The sequence below is a fragment of the Denitratisoma sp. agr-D3 genome, assembly GCF_054658675.1.
On the sequence record NZ_BAAGIA010000001.1, the window covers coordinates 606496 to 621564 of the forward strand.

Sequence of the window (15069 nt, forward strand, 5' to 3'; positions counted from 1 at the left end):
TCGGTTTTGGCGCTACGACGCGTGGCCGCCATTATCCAGGGCGGCCACCACCCGGGCGAAATCTTCGGCCAGGGGCGCCCGCAGGGCCAGGGAGGCCTGGGTCACGGGATGGCGGAAATCCATGGCCTCGCAGTGGAGCAGCAGGCGATGACTGTCGAATAGGCGCTGGAACAGTCGGTTGTGCCGGCCCTTGCCGTAGGTGGCGTCGCCGACGATGGGATGGCTGATGTGCTTCAGGTGGCGGCGCAATTGATGGCGGCGCCCGGTGACCGGCTCCAGCGCCAGCAGCGCATAGCGGCTGGTGGGGTAGCGGTCCACGGCGTGGGGCAATTCCCAGGTGGCGAGGCGACGATAGCGGGTGAGGGCGGGCTGGGCGGGCGCGTCTGTCTCCTCGCCGAGGGCGGTTTCGTAGGCGTCGCGGATACGGGCCAGGGGATGGTCGATCTCTCCGGCTTCGGGGGGATGGCCGCGCACCAGGGCCAGATAGCGTTTTTGCACGTCCTTGTCCATGAAGGCGAGGCCCAGGTTCCGCGCCACTTCAGGCGTCAGGGCGAACACCAGAATGCCCGAGGTGCCCCGGTCCAGGCGATGGGCCGGATACACCCGCTGGCCGATCTGGTCTCGCAGCAATTGCACGGCGAATCGCTCCTCCTGCCGGGCCAGGTTGCTGCGATGGACCAGCAACCCCGCCGGCTTGTGTACCGCCAGCAGGTGCTCGTCCCGGTAGAGGATGGGCAGCACGGGCGGCCTCAGGCAGCGTCGGGGAAGGTGCCGGAAAGGTAGTGCCAGCGCCCGTCTACTTGGCGGAACTGGCTCAACTCGTGGAGCTTGTGGGCCCGACCATTCACCTTGTAGCGGGCGACGAATTCCACCTGGTCGTCCCCGGCATGACGGATTTCCAGTCCCAGCCACTGGGGCTTGGGCGTTTCCTCCAGGTCCAGGTGGGGCGGGCGGGTGTCCGGGTGCCAGGTGGCGAGCAGATAGTCCGCCAGGCCCAGCACATAGGCGCTGTAGCGCGAGCGCATCAGGGCTTCCGCCGTGGCGGCCGGCGTGCCCTGGTGGCAGGGGCCGCAGCAGTCGGCATAGGGCTGGCCGCTGCCGCAGGGGCAGACCTCGGCGCGCGTCGGTCTGGCCTTCATATCAGCCCCCGGGCCTTGAGTTCGTCCTTCAGGTAGGAGTAGTACACCGGCGCCGCGACCACGCCGGGCAGGCCGAAGGCGGCCTCCATCACGATCATGGCGAGCAGCAGTTCCCAGGCCTTGGCATGGATGCGGCCGCCGACGATGCGGGCGTTGAGGAAATATTCGAGCTTGTGGATCAACACCAGGAACAACAGGGAGCCCAGGGCGATGGCGGGGGAATGGGTCAGGCTCACCACCACGATCACCGTGTTGGAGAGCAGGTTGCCCACCACCGGCAACAGGCCGGCGATGAAGGTGAACAGGATCATGCTGCCGGTGAAGGGCAGATGCACGCCGCACAGGGGCAGCACCAGGGCCAGGTAGATCGCGGTAAAGATCGCGTTGAGGGCGGCGATGCGGACCTGGGCGAAGACGATGCGGCGGAAGGCTTCCGCCAGGCGCAGGGCGCGCTCTTGCAGGGCCTGGGCCAGGGGGCGGCGTAGGGTGGGGTCGATGGCCTCGTGCAGGGCCACCATGGCGCCGATGATCATGCCGATCAGTCCGTGGGCGAATCCCCGTCCCGCCTCCTGGCCCAATCCCTGCAACTCGTTGGCGTGGTCCCGCAGCCAGCGCACCGAGGCGTTGTGGATGGCGTCCGCGTCGGCGGGCAGCAGGGCGGCCAGCCAGTCGGGCAGGGTGGCGCGGGAGTGGTCGATGATCTCTGCCATCTGCTGCATCAGGGCCGGCAGGCTGCCGGCATCGGAGCGGAAATAGGCCACCAGGGCCACCGCCACCAGGCTGATGGTGGCCACCACCAGCACGGCGATGATCGCCACCGCCGCCAGCCGGGCCTTGCCGCCGGATAGGCGGCCCGCCAGGATGCGCACCAGCTCGAACACCAGCAGTCCCGCCAGCAGGGCCGGCAGCAAGTGGAGCTGGAGCACCAGCAACAGGGCCAGTCCAGCCAGGACCCAGGAGGCGGTTTGAATCGGAGAGGCGGTCATGGAACACGGGCGCGGCGCGCCGACGATGGCAAGACCCGAATTATGGGGCACACTCGCGCCATGGATGCCGTTGTCGACCTTGACGACTGCCGCGTCGAATTCCTCGACCGGATCAGCGCCGTTCCGCCTCCCTTGCGGGCGGTGGCCGACCCCTTCCTGGCGCCGGGTTTCCTTGACGTGCTCGAGGACCACGGCGCCGCCGGGCCGGCCATGGCCTGGCAGCCGCGCCACCTGCTGCTGCGGGACGCCCGCGGCGAGGCTGTCGGCTGGATGCCCCTTTACCTGCGCCAGCATTCCTTCGGCGATTTCCTGCGCGACTGGTCCTGGCCCGGTGCCTGGGAAAGACTGGGCCATGCCTACTACCCCAAGCTGGTCACCGGCCTGCCCTACACCCCCGTCAGCGGCCCGCGCCTGCTCGCGCCGTCGGCATTGAAGCCGCAGCTGATCCGCGCCGCGCTGGCGGCCACGGCGGACTGGGGCGCCTCCAGTTGGCACGTGGCCTTTCCCCGCGATGAGGACGCCGACCAGCTGGCCCAGGCGGGTCTGCTGATCCAGCCCCAGGTGCAGTTCCAGTGGTTCAACCGGGGCTATGCCGACTTCGACGACTTCCTCGCCAGCTTCGCCGCCGACAAGCGGCGCAAGGTCAAGGCCGACCGGCGCAAGGCGCGGGAGGCCGGGGTGCAATTGCAGCGCCTGGCCGGCCACGAAGTCCCCGACCTGCTCTGGCACCGGCTGCACCAGCTCTATGCCGACACCTTCCTGCGCTACGGCAATCATCCGGCCATTTCCGCCGAGTGCTTCGCCGCGATGGGGGAGACCATGGGGGAAGCGATGCAGCTCTTCGTCGCCAACCGCGACGGCCGCGCCGTTGCCGTCGCCATTTGCTTCCGCAGCAACGACACCCTCTACGGCCGCTATTGGGGCGCGGCGGAGGACGTGCCCGGCCTGCATTTCGAGCTGTGCTACTACCAGGGCATCGAATACTGCATCGGGCAGGGCCTGACCCGCTTCGAGCCCGGCGCCGGCGGCGAGCACAAGATCGCCCGCGGTTTCGAGCCGACCAGGGTGGTCACCGCCCACTGGATCGCCGACCCGGAAATGCGCGCCCTCCTGGCCCGCCATTTGGCGCAAGTGGATGGCGCGGCGGAGGAGTACCGCAATGAGGCGGCCACGCATCTGCCGTTCCGTCGCCCTGCTTAGGTGACTCGAATGGCAGAAACTAGATTTGCATTTCCTTGATCAGTTTTTTCTTATGCGTTTTCGCGATGGAAAGAACTAAGCAAACACAAGAGGCACTGGCCCGAGGAAATGTCTGCGGCTCAAATCTGGATGATGGTGTCGCTGTAGAGCGCCACTAGGGCGTCGTGGGTCATCAGTCGCATCGGCTCTATGAGTGCCTGAGCCACGAGGATGCGATCGAACGGATCGTGATGGTGCATGGGCAGGTCCGCAACGGCGACGGCATGTTCTGCTTCGATGGGAAGTTGTCGATATCCTGATTCGGAAAAGTAGCGCAGTGCGTCCTGCGCTGAAATCGGCATGTCGCCACGGCCAAGCGAGTGTTTGATGGCGATTTCCCAAATGCTTGCGGTGCTGATCCAAACGGTGGTTCTCGGCGAGGCGATCAATTCGCGCGCCTTGGATGGCAGCTTGGGGCTATCGGTGATGGCCCACAACGCGACATGGGTGTCGAGCAGGAGGTTCAAGCCGCTCCCTCGCCTGTGAATAACCGGGACACTTCTTCATTATGCGCGTCGATGGTGTCCGGTACCACGAACAACCCCTTGGCAACGCCAATTCGCTGGCCGGCGGGAGCGGCGTCTATCGGCACCAGCTTGGCGGCAGGGCGCCCATTCCGGGCGATCACGATTTCACGCTCTTGGCCTTGTTCAATGGCCTCGACCAGACGCGATAGCGAGGTCTTGGCTTGCAGCATATTGATCGCTTGCATGGCACTCTCCATGTGTTGGGGCAGTCTTGAACGCGCTTCCCGGTAACCCTTCCCGTAGGCGGCTGTCGAGATCCGACAAGTCCACCCCGGGCGGTAAGTGATTGACCAGACTGCTATATTAGTGGTTAGCTAAGTCTAGTCTGGCCAGGTGCCGGGGTCAAGATTTAATGATGTTTTTTTTGGGGGGGCTTACCGCTGTTCGATCAAGCCTTTTTCTGGCGTACCCGCCAGGGACGGCAGGGCGATGGCGGCGGCCAGGGCGATGACGAGGATGGTGATCACGGCGCTGAGTTGGGGCTTGAAGCTGGGCATGATGGCTCTCCTTCTGCTGGGGGCAAAAGGGATAACGTCCGATCAGCACAGGAGTTAATGGGGAAAACGAGGGAAGGCTGAAATTCCCCGGTTTTGTGTGTTTTGTGGAGCGACCCGATCCGCTGAGAGGGTGTCGCGCTGGTCGTTTAAGGCAAGAACGGCGGGGATAGCAGACGCAGGCCGATGGAAATCCAGCGTTCCCCCGTGCCGTGGATGCGGTCACCCCAGGTGGCATCCAGTTGGACACGGTCTTGAACGATCCACTGGCGCATGCCTAGTTGAACAAACGGCTTGCCACCATCGTTGGCGAATGTCTCGGCGATGAGCCACGTGCTTTGCGTTACCGCCGTTTCTGCCGACAGGCCCCAGGTGGTGTGTTGATGGCGGCTTGCTTTTTCCCGCAGCCATCCCAGGTTGGCATGAAACAAAAGCTGGTCGTTGCGGTAGGCAAAGGTGGCCGGCAGGTTGAGGTAGAGATCGCCGGCCAGGGAGCTGCCGCCGATATCGCTGCCCTTGCGCTGATTGCCGAGGGTGAAGCCAAGCCCCCAGCCATCGGACGTCAGCGGTTTGAGCAGGGTCTTGCCCTGGAGAAGCAGGTCACGGTGGATGTCGCCACCCTGTTGCCGTAATTCGGCGCCACCCACGGTCAATTCAAAATTGCCAAAGGCGCAGGCAGGCATGGCCCAGTATTCGCTGCTGTCCTGATTGCGCCGTACCCAGCTTTCCAGTTGGCAAGCCTTGTCGTCCACAATGCGGGCGTCGTCGGTTTGCATGGGCCGGGCAGCCTGGGCGTGTGGCAGGGCCAGTGCGCAAATACCGGCCACCAGGCCGAGGGCGGAAAAACGATGAAACATGGGGCGGACGGGGATGGGGGCGAAAATCGACTGATTCTGCCCGACCTTTGTGAAAAAGCTGAGACAGAAAAATTCCATTTCGGCGGGGCAAGGGCTTCTCCTATCATGTCGGTTTGATCATTTATCGGAGCCGCCATGAAAACCGATACGCCGCAAACCATCCATCTCAAGGACTACACGCCGCCGGCCTTCTGGGTGGATACCGTGCATCTGGACGTGGATTTCCGCCCCGGCGAGGCGCGCATCACCTCGCGCCTGACCTTGCGCCGCAACCCCGCCGCCCCCGCCGGCTCGCCCCTGGTGCTGGACGGCGACGAGCTGGAAACCCTGGCCCTGGCGGTGAACGGCAAGCGTCTGACGCCGGACTGCTACCGGCTGACGGCGGACCGCCTGACCGTGCCCGACCTGCCGGACCGCTGCGTGTTCGAAGCCCTGGTGCGCATCCGCCCCGACGGCAACACCCAATTGTCGGGGCTCTACCGCTCCGCCGACGGCTATTTCACCCAGTGTGAGGCCCAGGGCTTCCGCCGCATCACCTGGTTTCCCGACCGGCCCGACGTGATGGCCCGCTACATGGTGACCCTGCACGCCGACAAGGCCGCGCTGCCGGTGTTGCTGGGCAACGGCAATCTGATCGCCCTGGGCGACGAGGCGGGCGACGGTGACGGGGGCCACCCCGAACGTCATTGGGCCACCTGGGAGGACCCCTTCCCCAAGCCCAGCTACCTGTTCGCCCTGGTGGCGGCCAAGTTGGACGTGCTGCGCGACACCTACGTCACGACCTCGGGCCGGGCCGTGCAACTGGCGATCTACGTGGAGCCGGGCAAGCTGGACCAATGCGGCCACGCCATGACGGCGCTGAAGAAATCCATGAAGTGGGACGAGGACGTCTACGGCCTGGAGTGCGACCTGGACCACTACATGATCGTGGCGGTGGGCGACTTCAACATGGGGGCCATGGAGAACAAGGGCCTCAACATCTTCAACACCAAGTACGTGCTGGCCCGGCCCGACATCGCCACCGATGTGGACTACGAGAACATCGACCGGGTGGTGGCTCACGAGTATTTCCACAACTGGACCGGCAACCGGGTCACCTGCCGCGACTGGTTCCAACTGTCCCTCAAGGAAGGGCTCACCGTGTTCCGCGACCAGGGCTTCGGCGCCGACGTGCATAGCCGGGCGGTGAGCCGCATCCGCGACGTGCGCGCCTTGCGCGCCGGGCAGTTCCCCGAGGATGCCGGCCCCATGGCCCATCCGGTGCGGCCCGCCGCCTACATGGAGATCAACAACTTCTACACCGCCACGGTCTACCAGAAGGGCGCCGAGGTGGTGCGCATGATCGAGACCCTGATCGGCAAGACCAACTTCCGCAAGGGCATGGATTTGTACTTTGCCCGCCACGACGGCCAGGCCGTGACCTGCGACGATTTCGTCGCCGCCATGGCCGACGCCTCGGGCCTGGATCTGACGCCCTTCATGGTCTGGTACGAACAGGCGGGTACGCCCCGGGTCAGTGCCCGGGGCGAGTACGACGCAGCGGCGCGGCGCTACACCCTGACCCTGGCCCAGTCCTGCCCGCCCACGCCGGGCCAGGACGAAAAGCGGCCCTATCTGCTGCCCGTGGTGCTGGGCCTGGTGGGGCCCGACGGCGCCGACCTGCCCCTGCACCTGGCCGGCGAGCACGGCGGGCCGACCCAGCGGGTGCTGGCCCTGGACAAGGCCGAGCGCCGCTACGTGTTCGAGGACGTGCCGGCCGCGCCGGTGCCTTCCCTGCTACGGGGCTTCTCGGCGCCGGTGGTGCTGGACTTCCCCTATGGCGACGACGACCTGCTGCACCTACTGGCCCACGACAGCGATAACTTCAATCGCTGGGAGGCCGGCCAACGCCTGGCGGGCAATCTGATCCTGGCCGCCGCCGGCGGCGCCCGGATGGACACGACGGCCTTCGTCCACGCCCTGGGCAAGGTGCTGGCCCAGGCCCTGGCCGGCGGCGACGCGGCCTTCGCCGCCGAGGTGTTGTCCCTGCCCGGCGAGGCCACCCTGGCCGAACAGATGAGCCTGGTGGACCCGGATGCCCTCCACGACGCCCGCAACGCCTTGCGCCGGGCCGTGGCCGATGGGCTCGGCGCCGTCCTGGCCGAGGCCTACCGCGCCCTGGCGCCGCGCGAGGCCTACCAGCCCAGCAACCGCGAAGCCGCCCGGCGCGCCCTGCGCAACGTCTGCCTCGGCTACCTTGGCGAGGATGACGGCGATGCCGGGCGCGCCCTGGCCTTGGCCCAGTTCCGCGACGCCGACAACATGACCGACCAGTTCGCCGCCCTGGCGGTGCTGGCCCAAAGCGACGGCCCGGAACGGCGTCAGGCCCTCGATGCCTTCCTCGCGCGCTGGCGCGGCGAGGCCCTGGTCATGGACAAGTGGCTGTCGGTGCAGGCCACCAGCCGGCGGCGGGAAACCCTGGCGGAGGTGCGCGCCCTGACCCACCATCCGGTGTTCGACCTGCGCAACCCGAACAAGGTGCATGCCCTGCTGCGCAGCTTCGGCGCCAACCACGTCCGCTTCCATGGCGCCGACGGTGCCGGCTATCGCTTCCTGGCGGAGCAGATCGGCCTGCTGGACGGAGTCAATCCCCAGGTGGCGGCCCGGGTCGCCCGCTGTTTCGACCGCTGGCGCAAGTTCGACGCCGACCGCCAGGCCCAGGCCCGCGCCGCCCTGGAGGGGCTGCGGGCCCAGGCGGGCTTGTCGCGGGACGTGTTCGAAATCGTGGACCGCGCCCTGGCCTGAGCCGTTGCGCCGTGCCCCGCCCGCACCCGAGCGGGGCTGCCATGGCGGGGGCATTGTTAGAATCGCCCCCATGTCCTGGTCCCGGCGCGCCGTCCTTCTCTTCCTCGTTGGCATTCTGCTCGGCCTGGCTGCCCACGCCGCCGCGCCGGTGCGCATCGGCGTGCTGGCCTGGCAGGACATGGAGGAATCGGAAATCCGCTGGTCCTCCCTGGCGCGCCAACTGGAGCGGCGCCTGCCGGGCAAGCGGGTGGAACTGCGCCATTACGACCTGGCCGGCATGACCCAGGCGCTCCGGGCCGACGAGCTGGATTTCGTCGTCACCAACCCCGGCCATTACGTCACCCTTGAAGCCGAAAGCGGCGTGACCCGCCTTGCAACGCAGGTGTCCAACCGACTGACCGATCCCGACCACATCGTCGGCTCGGCGGTGGTGGTGCTCGACACCCGTCAGGACATCCAGACCCTGGCCGACCTGAACGGCAAGACCCTGGCGGCGGTGGCGCCGGCGGCCTTCGGCGGTTACCAACTGGCCTGGGCCGAGTTGCGCCGCTTCGGCCTCGACCCCGAACAAGGCAATCCCACGCCCCTGTTCACCGACTTTCCCATGACCCGGGTGGTGGATGCCGTGCTCAAGGGCAGCGCCGACGCTGGCGTATTGCGGGCCTGCCTGCTCGAGCGCCTGGAGCGCAACGGCACCCTGCGTCCCGGCCAGTTGCGGGTCATCTCGCCGCGACCGGGAACCTTCGCCTGCCGCGTCACCACGCCGCTTTATCCGGGTTGGGCCTTCGCCGCTGCCGAGGGCACGCCGCCGCCCCTGTCGCGGGAGGTGATGCTCGCTTTGTTGTCCGTGCCGCCGGACGAGACCGGCCAGACCTGGACCGTGCCGGCCGACTACCATCCCGTCCATGAACTGCTGAAAAGCCTCAAGGTCGGGCCCTACGCCTTCCTCCGGGAGACGGGTTGGGACGCCCTGTTCCAGCGTTATTGGCCCGGCCTGGCGGTGCTGCTCATCGCCCTGCTGTTCTGGGGCGGCTACACCTTCCGCGTCGAACACCTGGTCCAGCGCCGCACCCGGGAGCTGAGTCAGTTGCTCGACGAGCGCCACCAGCTCGAGGCCCGCATCCAGGCCGGCCAACAGCAGATGGACCACCTATCGCGCCTGTCCATCCTGGGGGAACTGTCCGGCACCCTGGCCCACGAGTTGAATCAACCCCTGGCCGCCATGGGCAACTACGCCCGCAGTCTGTTGCGCCGTCAGGACAGTGGCAACCTGTCGCCCCAGGCCCTGCGCCAGGCGGCGGAGGAGATCGCCGCCGAATCGGATCGGGCGGCGGGCATCCTCGCCAGTATCCGCGCCTTCGCCAGGAAGCGCAGCCGGGTGCGGGAAGTCCACGACATCGCGGCCCTGGTGCGCGAGGCCGCCACCCTGTTGGGCGGGGTGTTGCCCCAGGCCCCCGTCATCCAACTGCGCCATGCCTTGTCGGCGACGGAACGACGGGTGCTGGTGGACCCGCTGCAAGTCCAGCAGGTGCTGCTCAATCTGTTCAAGAATGCCTGGGATGCCCAGCAAGGCGTCGATGTGACCGCGCCGATCGAGGTGGCCCTGGCCCGGGAAGGGGACCGCTGTCTGGTGACGGTACGCGACCACGGGCCAGGCCTGACCCCCGAGTTGCAAGCCCATATCTTCGAGGCCTTTTTCACCACCAAGCCGGACGGCCTGGGCCTGGGCTTGTCCATCTGCAAGACCATCGTCGAGGCCCACGGCGGCGAATTGCAGGCCGAGGACGCCAAGCCCGGCCTGCTGTTCCGTTTCAGCCTGCCCCTGGCCGAGGACCATGCCGACGATACCTCGCCCACCGTGGAGAATGCCGCATGAACCATCCCGACAGTGCCCCCGTCGTCCACGTGGTGGACGACGAAGCTCCCTTCCGCCGCTCCCTGGTCTTCCTGCTCGAATCGGCGGGCTGGCAGGCCGTCGGCTATGACTCGGCAGAAGCCTTTCTCCAGGCAGCGCCGGGTCTGTCCGCCGGGGGCGGCTGCCTGGTGCTGGACATCCGCATGCCGCGCATCAGCGGCCTGGAACTTCAGCGTCGCCTCCAGGGGGCGAGCTCCCTGTTCCCGGTGATTTTCATGACCGGCCACGGCGACGTGGAACTGGCCGTGCAGGCCATGAAAAACGGCGCGGTGGATTTCCTGCAAAAACCCTTCAAGGACCAGCAATTCCTCGACGCGGTGGAAAGCGCCGTGCAGTTGAGCCTGGCGCGCCATGCCGCCGATCTGCGCCAGCGCGAGGCCAAGGCCACCCTGGACCGGCTTTCCGCCCGGGAATGGGAAGTGGCCCGGTTGTTGGCCCAGGGCCTGGCCAACAAGGAGATCGCGCGCCAGCTCAGTATCAGCGACAACACGGTGCACGTGCATCGCCAGCACGTGATGAGCAAGACCGACACCGGCAGCGTGGCCGAACTGGCCCGGCTCATCCTGCGCGCCGACCCCGCCAGCCTCGACTAACCGATATCGGTTATTGCCTTAGTCCGATGTCCGAATAGCCGGCTACGGCCGGTCTCCGTACACTCGCTGCAAACTAGCGAGAAGGAGAATGGACATGAACACCCGCATGGATCAGCGGTCGACAGCCCCCCGGGCCCAGGCCTTGCCGCATCCTTTTGGTGACCATCTGTGGGACGTGATGGCGGCCGCCTTCCTGATATTGGCCCTGGTGGTCCTGGCCCAGGGCCGGGCCTTTGCGGCGGACGACGACATCGTTGCCAGGGGCCGCTACCTGGCTCATCTGGGGGATTGCGTCGCCTGCCACACCACGGAGAAGGGCGCCCCCATGGCCGGCGGACGGGAACTCGCCACCCCCTTCGGCAAGCTCTATTCGACCAACATCACGCCAGACCGGGATACCGGGATCGGCACCTACTCCTTCGAGAAGTTCGACCGGGCCATGCGCAAGGGCATCGCCGCCGACGGCCACAATCTCTATCCGGCCATGCCCTATCCCTCCTACGCCAAGATGACGGCAGAGGACATGCAGGCTCTCTACGCCTACCTGATGCAGGGCCTGGCGCCGGTCAAGCAGGCCAACAAGCCGTCCGAGATGCACTGGCCCTTCAGCATGCGTTGGGGCATGTCCCTGTGGAACTGGGCCTTCCTCGACGCGACGCCCTTCAAGCCCGAGCCGGGCAAGGACGCGGTCTGGAACCGTGGCGCCTACCTGGTGCAGGGTCTGGGCCACTGTGGTTCCTGTCATACCCCGCGCGGCATCGGCTTCCAGGAAAAAGCCATGGGTGACGGCGGCGACAAGGGCAAGTACTACCTGGCCGGGGAAACCGTCGAGTCCTGGCGCGCCCTGAGCCTGCGCGGCTTGTGGACGGTGGAGGACACCGCCCTGTTCCTCAAGACCGGGCAGAACCGTTTCGCCACCGCCTCCGGCAACATGGCCGAGGTGATCCATCACAGCACCCAGCACGTGAAGGACGAGGATCTGGTCGCCATCGCCACCTACCTCAAGTCCCTGCCTCCCGGCGAGCGCGAGTTGGCGGTGCCCGCCACGCCCAAGACGGTGGTGGCCGCGGTGCCGGCCAAGCTCTACAACAGTCGCGGCGGCCTGGGCTACCTGCAATTCTGTAGCGACTGTCACCGTAGCGATGGCGGTGGCGTGGACAAGATTTTCCCGCCCATGGCGCAGAACCCGACGGTGACCTCCGGCGATCCCGCCACCCTGCTGCACATCGTCCTCACCGGCGGCAAGACGGCCTCCACCGCCGCCCATCCCCGGGTGTTCACCATGCCCGGCTTCGCCCGACTCAATAACCAGGAGATCGCCGATATCCTCACTTTCGTTCGCGCCAGTTGGGGCGGCGGCGCTTCCGCCGTGAGTGCGTCCGAGGTGAAAAAGATGCGGGCCGAGCTCGATCCCAAGACCGATTCCAGCCCCTTCGACACGCCGCGCCTGGCCGACATGTTGGCCAAGCCCAACGCCGACCAGTTGGTGCGGGGCATGCGCCTCCACGTGGAAACCAAGGCCCTGCTGCCGGAGAAGGTCGGCAACGCTCTCAACTGCACCAGCTGCCACCTGAACGCCGGCACCGTGGCGGACGGTTCGCCCTTCGTCGGCGTCTCGGCCTTTTTCCCCAGCTACGCTCCCCGCGCCGGTCGCATCATCACCCTGGAAGACCGCATCAACGGCTGCTTCAAGCGCTCGATGAACGGCAAGCCCCTGCCGGTGGACTCCGCCGACATGAAGGCCATGGTCGCCTACTTCGACTGGATGAAGCGGGAAACCAAGCCCGGTGACAAGGTCGCAGGTCGGGGCGTGGGCAAGGTGGATCCGTCCATCGTGCCCAACGCGGACAACGGCAAGAAAGTCTATGCCGCGCAATGTGCCGTCTGCCATGGCCAGGATGGCGAGGGCCTCAAGCGCAGCGACGGTCGCTACGTCTATCCGCCGCTGTGGGGCGACGAGTCCTACAACATCGGTGCCGGCATGGCGCGTACCTACACCGCCGCCGCCTTCGTCAAGCGCAACATGCCCATCGGCTTCCACAACAAGTTCCCCCTGGGCCAGGGCAACGACCTGACGGACCAGGAGGTGGTGGACGTGGCCGAATACTTCTCCCACCAACCCCGCCCGGACTTCCCGGAAAAGGTGAAGGACTGGCCCAAGGATAAAAAGCCGGTGGATGCTCGTTACTGAGTATTTGCCAAAGGAATAACAATGCCGCCCATTCCGCGTGGATGAGGCGGCGCCGAGTCGGCCGATTCCCCGTTGCGACGGGGAATCGGCTTGTTAACGATTTCATCGCCAACCCAGGAGATTTCCCGTGAACGTGTCGCGTTTCAAGTCGCTGTTCTTCTTATTGGGCTGCGCCCTGACGCAGCTTCCCTTGGCGGCCCATGCCGTCGACGGCCAAGCCATCATGCAAAAAGGCGGCGCCAATCCGGCGGCCTTGCCCTGTATCACCTGCCACGGCACCGACGGCAAGGGCATGGCGGCGGGCGGTTTCCCTCGCCTGGCCGGCTTGCCCGCCGAGTACGTCACCAAACAATTGCGGGACCTTCGTGCCGGCTTGCGGATTAATCCGATCATGCAACCCGTCGCCAAGTCCCTCAGCGACGAAGAGATCGAGGCCGTCGCCAAGGCCTACGCCGAGATGCCCAAGGTGAACGTCAAGGCCGGCCCCGTCGAGCGTCCCGAGCAGGGCAGCGGCGCCTGGATCGCCCTGCGCGGCGCCTGGGAGCGCAATATTCCCGAGTGCACCCTCTGCCACGGCCCCTCCGGCGTGGGCGTGGGCAGTACCTTCCCGCCCCTGGCCGGCCAATCAGCGGAGTACATCGAGGCCCAGTTGCACGCCTGGCGCGGCAAGCCGGCCGTTCGCGCCAAGGGCAAGATCAAGGCGATGGCCGCCGTGCCCGCCACCCGGCGCAACGACCCCAACGGCCTGATGCAGCACATCGCCAAGGATTTGAGCGATGACGAGATCAAGGCCGTGGCTGCCTATTTCGCCGGCCTCGGCGAATCGAAAGAGGCTTTCGACGAAAGCCAGCATCGGCTGCGCTGAAGTGAACCCCGCCCCAATTTGAGTGATGACAACCATGAAAACACTTGCCCTCCGTATGCTGCCCGCCCTGCTGTGCCTGGTCCTGCACCACGCCCAGGCGGCCGAGCCTGCCCGCAATCCCCGACTGGACGACCAGACCCAACTGCCCAAGGCGCCGGCCAAGGCGCCGGAGCTGAAGTTTTTCCAGCCGCCCACCGACAAGGAAATTCCCAACAATGCTTTCGGCGACCTGGTGCGCCGTGGCCAGGACATCTTCATGAACACCAAGGCCCTGGCGCCGGAGTACGTGGGTAATGAGATGAACTGCGTTAACTGCCACATCGACCGGGGCCGCAAGGCCAACTCAGCGCCCCTGTGGGCCGCCTATCCCATGTATCCGGCCTATCGCAAGAAGAACAACAAGGTGAACACCTTCGTCGAGCGCATGCAGGGCTGCTTCCAGTTCAGCATGAACGGCAAGGCCCCCGCCGCCGACAGCGAAATCCTCACCGCCCTCACCACCTACGCCTACTGGATGTCCACCGGCGCGCCGACGGGCAAAGCCCTGCCGGGGCGAGGCTTTGACGAACCGCCGCCGCCCAAGGGGGGCTACGACATCGTCCGCGGCAAGGCGGTCTACGATGCCAAGTGCGCCCTCTGCCACGGCGCCAACGGCGAAGGCAAGAAGGTGGGCGTGACCTCCGTGTTCCCGCCTCTGTGGGGCAAGGACTCCTACAACTGGGGCGCGGGCATGCACCGGATCAACACCGCCGCCGGTTTCATCCAGCACAACATGCCCCTCGGCCGGGGCGAGACCCTGAGCGACCAGGAAGCCTGGGACGTGGCCGCCTTCATCAATTCCCACGAGCGTCCCCAGGATCCGCGCCTGGTGAACGGCAGCATCGACGAAACCCGCAAGCGTTTCCACGACAACGACGGCATCAACTTGTACGGCGTCGAGGTGAACGGCAAGAAGCTGGGTCAGGGGGTGAAGTAACACCGCCTCGGATGCCGAGCAATAAAAACGGGGCCTCGGGCCCCGTTTTTATTTTGAGTTCCTCATGTACTGGAAAGCGACCGCCGACGTGGTCGCGCCAGAAGGGCAACGCTGGAACGATCAGCATAGCGGTGGGGGCATGGGGTCTCTGCATGCTCTGGTTATCCCTGTCGTTTTAAGGTTATTCAAGGCGACCGATCGTCTTCGCCGCGGATACCTTGACTCAGCAGAAGATGAGAACTACTATCAACAACCGCTTCAATGCAAGCGCCCTTGGTTGCACATCAAGGGCATGATCAGCCAGCCAGTTCCTGTTGTCCCGGGCAGCCAGCCACGCAAGCATTCTTTCCAGGAGAACTTCGTGCGCTACCGTAACGTGCCGCTCGCCGTGCCCTAAAGGGCATCTTCCCCCTGCTTAAGCCTCGGTCTTCCTCGCTGGAAGGCAAGCCCTCGCTCATGCCATTTTCGGTCGGCAGAGAGGGGCGTTGGCTTGGTGTCGCCCT

At 66.1% G+C, this 15069-nt stretch carries 15 protein-coding genes; 8 read left to right on the forward strand and 7 right to left on the reverse strand.

Annotated elements, in window-relative coordinates:
• Nucleotides 1-12: 12 nt before the first annotated feature.
• Genes ACYQ2U_RS02895 through ACYQ2U_RS02905 form a run of 3 tightly spaced genes read right to left on the reverse strand, consistent with a single transcriptional unit; the run spans nucleotide 13 to nucleotide 2125 of the window.
• Nucleotides 13-741, reverse strand: coding sequence for a pseudouridine synthase (locus tag ACYQ2U_RS02895; RefSeq protein ID WP_459948826.1), 729 nt, complete (start codon nucleotides 739-741; stop codon nucleotides 13-15).
• Between the two features lie 8 nt (nucleotides 742-749).
• Nucleotides 750-1139: a YchJ family protein gene (locus ACYQ2U_RS02900; RefSeq protein WP_459948827.1), complete on the reverse strand. Its 390-nt coding sequence runs from the start codon at nucleotides 1137-1139 to the stop codon at nucleotides 750-752.
• Entirely contained in the window at nucleotides 1136-2125 is a 990-nt protein-coding gene (locus ACYQ2U_RS02905) for an AI-2E family transporter (RefSeq protein WP_459948828.1), read from the reverse strand. The genes ACYQ2U_RS02900 and ACYQ2U_RS02905 overlap by 4 nt, the downstream gene beginning before the upstream one ends.
• A 60-nt stretch (nucleotides 2126-2185) precedes the next feature.
• Here ACYQ2U_RS02905 and ACYQ2U_RS02910 point away from each other — a divergent pair, with 60 nt between their 5' ends.
• The gene (locus ACYQ2U_RS02910) at nucleotides 2186-3325 is read left to right on the forward strand and encodes a GNAT family N-acetyltransferase (protein ID WP_459948829.1); all 1140 of its coding nucleotides are present in this window, start codon (nucleotides 2186-2188) and stop codon (nucleotides 3323-3325) included.
• 119 nt (nucleotides 3326-3444) lie between these two features.
• On the opposite strand, the gene ACYQ2U_RS02915 is transcribed toward ACYQ2U_RS02910, so the two are convergent.
• The 4 genes from ACYQ2U_RS02915 to ACYQ2U_RS02930 all read right to left on the reverse strand — a co-directional run bounded on the left by ACYQ2U_RS02915 (nucleotide 3445) and on the right by ACYQ2U_RS02930 (nucleotide 5242).
• Nucleotides 3445-3831: a type II toxin-antitoxin system VapC family toxin gene (locus ACYQ2U_RS02915; protein ID WP_459948830.1), complete on the reverse strand. Its 387-nt coding sequence runs from the start codon at nucleotides 3829-3831 to the stop codon at nucleotides 3445-3447.
• On the reverse strand, nucleotides 3828-4076 hold the full coding sequence (locus tag ACYQ2U_RS02920; RefSeq protein WP_459948831.1) for a type II toxin-antitoxin system Phd/YefM family antitoxin: 249 nt from the start codon (nucleotides 4074-4076) through the stop codon (nucleotides 3828-3830). Before ACYQ2U_RS02920 ends, ACYQ2U_RS02915 begins: the two co-directional genes overlap by 4 nt.
• A gap of 189 nt (nucleotides 4077-4265) precedes the next feature.
• Entirely contained in the window at nucleotides 4266-4388 is a 123-nt protein-coding gene (locus ACYQ2U_RS02925; protein ID WP_459948832.1) for a hypothetical protein, read from the reverse strand.
• A gap of 146 nt (nucleotides 4389-4534) precedes the next feature.
• Nucleotides 4535-5242, reverse strand: coding sequence for a hypothetical protein (locus ACYQ2U_RS02930; protein WP_459948833.1), 708 nt, complete (start codon nucleotides 5240-5242; stop codon nucleotides 4535-4537).
• A 135-nt stretch (nucleotides 5243-5377) separates the two neighbouring features.
• Between ACYQ2U_RS02930 and pepN the strand changes: the two genes are divergently transcribed.
• The 7 genes from pepN (at nucleotide 5378) to ACYQ2U_RS02965 (ending at nucleotide 14963) form a co-directional block, all read left to right on the forward strand.
• Complete coding sequence (gene pepN, locus ACYQ2U_RS02935; RefSeq protein ID WP_459948834.1) at nucleotides 5378-8026, forward strand: aminopeptidase N; 2649 nt, start codon at nucleotides 5378-5380, stop codon at nucleotides 8024-8026.
• A gap of 70 nt (nucleotides 8027-8096) precedes the next feature.
• Nucleotides 8097-9902, forward strand: coding sequence for a sensor histidine kinase (locus tag ACYQ2U_RS02940; protein WP_459948835.1), 1806 nt, complete (start codon nucleotides 8097-8099; stop codon nucleotides 9900-9902).
• The gene (locus tag ACYQ2U_RS02945) at nucleotides 9899-10534 is read left to right on the forward strand and encodes a response regulator transcription factor (protein WP_459948836.1); all 636 of its coding nucleotides are present in this window, start codon (nucleotides 9899-9901) and stop codon (nucleotides 10532-10534) included. Before ACYQ2U_RS02940 ends, ACYQ2U_RS02945 begins: the two co-directional genes overlap by 4 nt.
• 94 nt (nucleotides 10535-10628) lie before the next feature.
• Nucleotides 10629-12725: a c-type cytochrome gene (locus ACYQ2U_RS02950; protein ID WP_459948837.1), complete on the forward strand. Its 2097-nt coding sequence runs from the start codon at nucleotides 10629-10631 to the stop codon at nucleotides 12723-12725.
• A 127-nt stretch (nucleotides 12726-12852) separates the two neighbouring features.
• A complete protein-coding gene (locus ACYQ2U_RS02955) occupies nucleotides 12853-13590 on the forward strand; it encodes a c-type cytochrome (protein WP_459948838.1) in 738 nt (245 codons plus the stop codon).
• 34 nt (nucleotides 13591-13624) lie between these two features.
• Nucleotides 13625-14566 carry a c-type cytochrome gene (locus ACYQ2U_RS02960; RefSeq protein ID WP_459948839.1) on the forward strand — a complete coding sequence of 314 codons (942 nt, stop codon included), beginning with the start codon at nucleotides 13625-13627 and terminating at the stop codon, nucleotides 14564-14566.
• Nucleotides 14567-14630: 64 nt separating this feature from the next.
• Complete coding sequence (locus ACYQ2U_RS02965) at nucleotides 14631-14963, forward strand: hypothetical protein (RefSeq protein WP_459948840.1); 333 nt, start codon at nucleotides 14631-14633, stop codon at nucleotides 14961-14963.
• Nucleotides 14964-15069 lie beyond the last annotated feature (106 nt).

Excerpts from the sequence above, each read along its gene's own strand:
- ACYQ2U_RS02925 (WP_459948832.1), bottom strand. The coding sequence starts at position 4,388 with ATGCCCAGCTTCAAGCCCCAACTCAGCGCCGTGATCACCATCCTCGTC.
- ACYQ2U_RS02945 (WP_459948836.1), top strand. The coding sequence starts at position 9,899 with ATGAACCATCCCGACAGTGCCCCCGTCGTCCACGTGGTGGACGACGAA.
- ACYQ2U_RS02900 (WP_459948827.1), bottom strand. The coding sequence starts at position 1,139 with ATGAAGGCCAGACCGACGCGCGCCGAGGTCTGCCCCTGCGGCAGCGGC.
- ACYQ2U_RS02965 (WP_459948840.1), top strand. The coding sequence starts at position 14,631 with ATGTACTGGAAAGCGACCGCCGACGTGGTCGCGCCAGAAGGGCAACGC.
- ACYQ2U_RS02930 (WP_459948833.1), bottom strand. The coding sequence starts at position 5,242 with ATGTTTCATCGTTTTTCCGCCCTCGGCCTGGTGGCCGGTATTTGCGCA.
- ACYQ2U_RS02960 (WP_459948839.1), top strand. The coding sequence starts at position 13,625 with ATGAAAACACTTGCCCTCCGTATGCTGCCCGCCCTGCTGTGCCTGGTC.
- pepN (WP_459948834.1), top strand. The coding sequence starts at position 5,378 with ATGAAAACCGATACGCCGCAAACCATCCATCTCAAGGACTACACGCCG.
- ACYQ2U_RS02905 (WP_459948828.1), bottom strand. The coding sequence starts at position 2,125 with ATGACCGCCTCTCCGATTCAAACCGCCTCCTGGGTCCTGGCTGGACTG.
- ACYQ2U_RS02910 (WP_459948829.1), top strand. The coding sequence starts at position 2,186 with ATGGATGCCGTTGTCGACCTTGACGACTGCCGCGTCGAATTCCTCGAC.
- ACYQ2U_RS02920 (WP_459948831.1), bottom strand. The coding sequence starts at position 4,076 with ATGCAAGCGATCAATATGCTGCAAGCCAAGACCTCGCTATCGCGTCTG.
- ACYQ2U_RS02950 (WP_459948837.1), top strand. The coding sequence starts at position 10,629 with ATGAACACCCGCATGGATCAGCGGTCGACAGCCCCCCGGGCCCAGGCC.
- ACYQ2U_RS02940 (WP_459948835.1), top strand. The coding sequence starts at position 8,097 with ATGTCCTGGTCCCGGCGCGCCGTCCTTCTCTTCCTCGTTGGCATTCTG.